6 protein-coding genes are annotated in these 5392 nt (G+C 66.6%); all 6 read left to right on the forward strand.

Annotated elements, in window-relative coordinates; translation table 11 throughout:
* Positions 1-168: 168 nt before the first annotated feature.
* The 6 genes from ACIPIA_RS09660 (at position 169) to ACIPIA_RS09685 (ending at position 5342) form a co-directional block, all read left to right on the forward strand.
* Positions 169-1341, forward strand: coding sequence for an ABC transporter substrate-binding protein (locus ACIPIA_RS09660; protein ID WP_400508937.1), 1173 nt, complete (start codon positions 169-171; stop codon positions 1339-1341).
* Positions 1342-1458: 117 nt separating this feature from the next.
* On the forward strand, positions 1459-2385 hold the full coding sequence (locus ACIPIA_RS09665; RefSeq protein WP_400508939.1) for a branched-chain amino acid ABC transporter permease: 927 nt from the start codon (positions 1459-1461) through the stop codon (positions 2383-2385).
* Positions 2382-3371: a branched-chain amino acid ABC transporter permease gene (locus tag ACIPIA_RS09670; RefSeq protein ID WP_400508941.1), complete on the forward strand. Its 990-nt coding sequence runs from the start codon at positions 2382-2384 to the stop codon at positions 3369-3371. Before ACIPIA_RS09665 ends, ACIPIA_RS09670 begins: the two co-directional genes overlap by 4 nt.
* A complete protein-coding gene (locus ACIPIA_RS09675) occupies positions 3364-4113 on the forward strand; it encodes an ABC transporter ATP-binding protein (RefSeq protein WP_400508943.1) in 750 nt (249 codons plus the stop codon). The genes ACIPIA_RS09670 and ACIPIA_RS09675 overlap by 8 nt, the downstream gene beginning before the upstream one ends.
* Positions 4114-4115: 2 nt before the next feature.
* Positions 4116-4814, forward strand: coding sequence for an ABC transporter ATP-binding protein (locus tag ACIPIA_RS09680; protein ID WP_400508945.1), 699 nt, complete (start codon positions 4116-4118; stop codon positions 4812-4814).
* 69 nt (positions 4815-4883) lie between these two features.
* A complete protein-coding gene (locus ACIPIA_RS09685; RefSeq protein ID WP_400508947.1) occupies positions 4884-5342 on the forward strand; it encodes a cupin domain-containing protein in 459 nt (152 codons plus the stop codon).
* Positions 5343-5392 lie beyond the last annotated feature (50 nt).

Below are 5392 nucleotides of genomic sequence, written 5' to 3' on the forward strand. Positions count from 1 at the left end.
GCCGGGCGCCGGAGTGTGAATCATTCGGGCGTGACGGCATGAAATTTCTGCGGGGCAAGCCCTTGCAGATATTTTAAGCTTGAAACAATATGCCGCTGCGCAGGCCACAGAGTTTGAGGGAACCCGGCCGCGCGTCATTTTTCGTTCGTTCGTCCCGGGAGGGCATCGATGACGACCTTCAAATTCGCTCTCGCACTTGGCTGTGGCGCATTCGCGCTCGCGGTCGCATCGGCTCAGGCGCAGGAGCCCATCAAGATCGGGGTGGTCAGCGTGCTGACGGGACCGGGCGCGGCGCTGGGCCAGCAGGTCCGCGACGGCTTCCAGCTCGCGGTCGACCAGAACGGCGGCAAGCTGGGCGGCGTCCCGGTCAAGATCACCGTGATCGACGACGAGCTGAAGCCCGACGTCGCGGTGGACCGCGTGCGCACGTATGTCGAGACCGAGAAGCCGGCCTTTGTCGTCGGACCGGTCTTCTCGAACATCCTGGGCGCCATCGCCAAGCCGGTGCTCGATTCAGGCGCCTTCCTGATCAGCCCGAACGCCGGCCCGTCCACGATGGCCGGCAAGGCCTGCAACAAGAACTTCTTCGTCACCTCCTACCAGAACGATCAGGTGCACGAGGTTCTCGGCAAGTATGCTCAGGACCAGAAATACAAGACCGCCTACATCATCGCGCCCAACTACCAGGCCGGTAAGGACTCGCTCGCCGGTTTCAAGCGCTATTTCAAGGGCGAGATCGTGGACGAGGTCTATGCGCCGCTGAACGCGATGGATTTCTCCGCCGACCTCGCCAAGATCGCCTCGGCGAAGCCTGACGTCGTCTTCGCCTTCCTGCCTGGCGGCCTCGGCGTCAATTTCGTCAAGCAGTGGTCGCAGGCCGGCCTGCAGGGCAAGGTCCCGTTCCTGTCCGCCTTTACCGTCGACGAGTCGACGCTGCCGGCGCAGCAGGATGCGGCCGTCGGCCTCTATGGCGGGATGACCTGGGCGCCCAACATGGACAACCCGCAGACCAAGGCGTTCGTCCAGGCCTATGAAGCCGCCTACAAGATCGTGCCCGGCTCCTATGCGCAGCAATCCTACGACGCCGCGATGCTGATCGATTCGGCCGTGAAGGCGGCTGGCGGCACGGGCAATCCCGACAAGCTGCGCGAGGCGATCAAGAAGGCTGAGTTCACCTCGCTGCGCGGCAAGTTCAAGTTCAATACCAACGGCTACCCGATCCAGGACTTCTACCTGGTCAAGGTCGCCAAGCGCGCGGACGGCAAGTTCCAGACTGAGATCGCCGAGAAGGTCTTCGCCGAATACGCCGACCCGCACGCCAAGGACTGCGCACTGAAGTAAGGCGAAGCGTCATCCCCGGGCGCGGCAGCGCTTCGCCCGGGGATCTCGCCGTCCGCGGATGCCTGGGCCTTGCCCGGGCGTGATGCTCTGTACCCGGCCCTGGCATATGGACCGAGAATGACCACGAGCCTCCTGATCGTCCAGCTCCTCAACGGCCTCCAGTTCGGCATCCTGCTGTTCCTGGTCGCAGCCGGACTGACGCTGGTCTTCGGCGTGATGGACTTCATCAACCTCGCCCATGGCGTCCAGTACATGCTGGGCGCCTATCTCGCAGTCACCTTCGTCGGGCTGACCAGTTCATTCATGCTCGGACTCCTCCTCGCGCTGGCCGCTGCGCTGCTGCTCGGCCTGGCCTTCGAGTTCCTGGTGTTCCGGCATCTCTATGAGCGCGACCATCTCGATCAGGTCCTGGCGACCTTCGGGTTGATCCTGCTGCTCAACCAGGCGGTGAAGATGATCTGGGGCGCGGCGCCGCTCTCGGTTCCCGTGCCGGAGTTCCTGTCCGGCAACGTCCAGCTGCTCGGCGGGGTGCTCTATCCGACCTATCGCTTTGCGCTGATCGGCGCGGGGCTTGGCGTCGGCGCCTTGCTCTGGTTCGTCGTCGAGAAGACGCGCACCGGCATGCTGCTGCGGGCCGGCGCCTCCAACGCGCCGATGGTTTCGGCGCTCGGCGTCGACATCCGCAAGCTGTTCATGGTGGTCTTCGCTTTCGGTACCATGCTCGCCGGCTTCGCCGGGGTGATGGCGGCGCCGATCCTCTCCGTCGAACCGGGCATGGGCGACGCCGTGCTGATCCTCGCCTTCGTCGTCATCGTCGTCGGCGGCATCGGCTCGATCCGCGGCGCCTTCGTCGGCGCACTGATCGTCGGCCTCGTCGATACGCTCGGCCGCTCCTTCATGAACGACCTGCTCAGGCTGTTCATGGCGCCGGCCTCGGCACGCGCGACCGGCGCGGCCCTGTCCTCCATGCTGATCTACCTCGTCATGGCGGCGGTGCTGTTCGTGCGGCCCGAGGGGCTGCTGCCGGCGAAGGGGCGCTCATGAACGCGCTCGGCACCTCCTCGCCGCTGGCGCGCCCGGCCGCGCCAGCCATCCGCCGGCTGGCGCCGCTCGTCATCCTCGGCCTGCTGGCGCTGCTGCCGGTCGCGACGACGCTCGGCCTGCCCTCGCACTGGCTGACGCTGGTGACGCGGGCGATGATCTTCGCCATCGCCGCGCTCTCGCTCGATCTCATCCTCGGCGTCGGCGGCCTCGTCTCCTTCGGCCATGCCGCCTTCATCGGCATCGGCGCCTATGGGGCCGGCATCCTGATCACCGAAGGGCGGACCGAACTGCTGATCGCGCTGCCGCTCATCCTGATCGTCTGCGCCGCCTTCGCCGCCGTGACGGGCTATGTCTCGCTACGCACGCGCGGCGTCGCCTTCATCATGATCACGCTGGCCTTCGGGCAGATGGCCTTCTATTTCGCGCAGGCGCTCTCGGCCTATGGCGGCGACGACGGGCTGACGCTCTATGAGAAGAGCACCTTCCTTGGCCGGGAGATATTCGCCAACCGCACCGGCTTCTACTACATCGCGCTGGGTACGCTGGCGGGCTGCTACTGGCTGGCACGCAGGCTGGTCGCCTCGCGCTTCGGCCGGGTGCTGCGGGCCTCGCGCGAGAATTCCGTCCGCGTCACCGTCACCGGATACGACGTCGACCACGTCCGCCTCGGTGCCTATATCATCAGCGGCATGATGGCAGGCCTGTCCGGTTTCCTGCTCGCCAACCAGACCGATTTCGTCAGCCCCGCCTTCATGTCGTGGCAGCGCTCGGGCGAACTGATCTTCATGGTCGTACTCGGCGGCGTCGGCTCGCTCTACGGCGCGATCGTCGGCGCCATCGCGCTCCTGGCCGTCGAGGATGTGCTCTCCGCGCTGACCCAGAACTGGAAGGCGATCTTCGGCCCCATGATCGTCCTCTTCGTGCTGTTCACCCGCGGCGGCATCGCCGGGATGGCGGCCAGGCTCGGGGGGCGGCGCGATGGCTGAACCCGCTCTCGCACTCAAGGGCCTGACCAAATCCTTCGGCGCGCTCAAGGTCACCAACGGGGTCGACCTCACCATCGCGCCGGGCGAGCTTCATGCGCTGATCGGCCCCAACGGCGCGGGCAAGACCACGCTGGTCCACCAGATCTCCGGTACGCTGCGGCCGGATGCTGGCACCATCCTCTTCTCCGGGGAGGAGATCACCCGGCTGCCACCGCAGAAGCGGGCCCAGGCAGGCCTCGCCCGCACCTTCCAGATCACCTCGACCGTCGCCTCGCTCTCGGCGCTGGAGAATGTCGCGCTCGGCGTGCAGGCGCGCAGCCCCCGCCCGCTTTCCATGTTCCACGACGCGGCGCGAGACGAGGCGCTCAATGCGCCCGCCTGGGAGGCGCTCGAGGCGGTGGGCCTGTCCGGCCGTGCGCACGCGCCTGCCGGCAGCCTCTCCCATGGCGAGAAGCGTGCGCTCGAGATCGCGATGGCGCTGACGCTGCAGCCGAAGCTGATCCTTCTCGACGAACCGCTGGCCGGTGTGGGCCATGAGGAGGGCGAGCGCCTGATCGCGCTCCTGAAGAGCCTCAAGGGCCGTTTCGCCATGCTGCTCGTCGAGCATGACATGAGCGCCGTCTTCGCGCTGGCCGATCGCGTCACCGTGCTGGTCTATGGCGGGGTGATCGCATCCGGCGAGCCTGCTGCCGTCAGGGCCGACCCGGCGGTGCGGCAGGCCTATCTCGGCGAGGAGGGCTAGCGATGCTCAGCGTCGAAGGGCTCGATGCCGGCTATGGCGAGGCGCAGATCCTGTTCGGGGTCTCCATCAGCGTGGGCCAAGGTGAGGTGGTGACCCTGCTCGGCCGCAACGGCATGGGCAAGACGACCACCGTGCGTTCGATCATGGGGCTCCTGCCCGCGAAGGCGGGCAAGATCGCTTTCGGCGGGCGGGACCTCACCGGCGCCCAGCCCTTCCGTATCGCGCAGGCCGGCATCGGCCTCGTGCCGGAAGGTCGCCAGATCTTCCCGACGCTGTCCGTCGAGGAGAACCTGATCGCGACTGCGGCTGATCGCTCCGGCAAGAAGCGCTGGGATCTCGAGCGCATCTACGCCTTCTTTCCGCGTCTCAGGGAACGGCGGGAGAACCGCGGAAACCAGCTCTCCGGTGGCGAACAGCAGATGCTGGCCATCGGCCGGGCGCTGATGACCAACCCCAAGCTGATCATCCTCGACGAAGCGACGGAGGGCCTGGCGCCCCTGATCCGCGAGGAGATCTGGAACTGCCTGACGGCGTTGAAGGCGGAGGGAGAATCGATCCTCGTCATCGACAAGAATGTCGATGCTCTCGTCAGGATCGCCGACCGCCATGTCGTGCTGGAAAAGGGCCGGGTCGTCTGGCGCGGCACCAGCGCCGAACTGCGCGGCGACAGCGCCGTGAAGGATCGCTTCCTGCATTTCTAGCAGAGCCGGGCGACCCGCCTCTGCACCGATTGCCGCCCGCAATACGGGCCTGATGAGGAGAGCAAGACCATGAAGCCGCTGACCGCCGGCGTGACGCGCGCCAACGAAGGCCTCGACGGGATCTCCTGGAACATTCTCGGACAGACCTATGTGCCGAAGACGTTGTCGGAGGACAGCTTCTCCTGGCACGCCACGTTCCCGCCCGGCACCTTCGTGCCGCCGCACATCCACACCACGCAGGACGAGTTCATCTACATGCTGGAGGGCCGGCTTGACCTCGTGCTCGACGGGCAGGAGAGCTTCGCCACGGCCGGCGACCTGATCCGCCTGCCGCGCAACGTGCCGCACGGGCTGTTCAACAAGAGCGACGCCACGGTGAAATGCCTGTTCTGGGTCTCGCCGACGGCGCGGCTCTACGACCTGTTCTGGGGCATCCACTCCATGGCGGAGCAGAACCCGGCGGATGTGGTCGCGCTCTCCGCCAGGCACGAGGTCGATTTCCTGCCGCCGCCGCCCGACGGCGCCTGAACTGCAGCTAGGCCAGGAACACCATTTGGAGCGACCGGCCGCTATCATTC

Source organism: Allobosea sp. CER48 (genome assembly GCF_044752385.1).
Classification (GTDB): Bacteria; Pseudomonadota; Alphaproteobacteria; order Rhizobiales; family Beijerinckiaceae; genus Allobosea.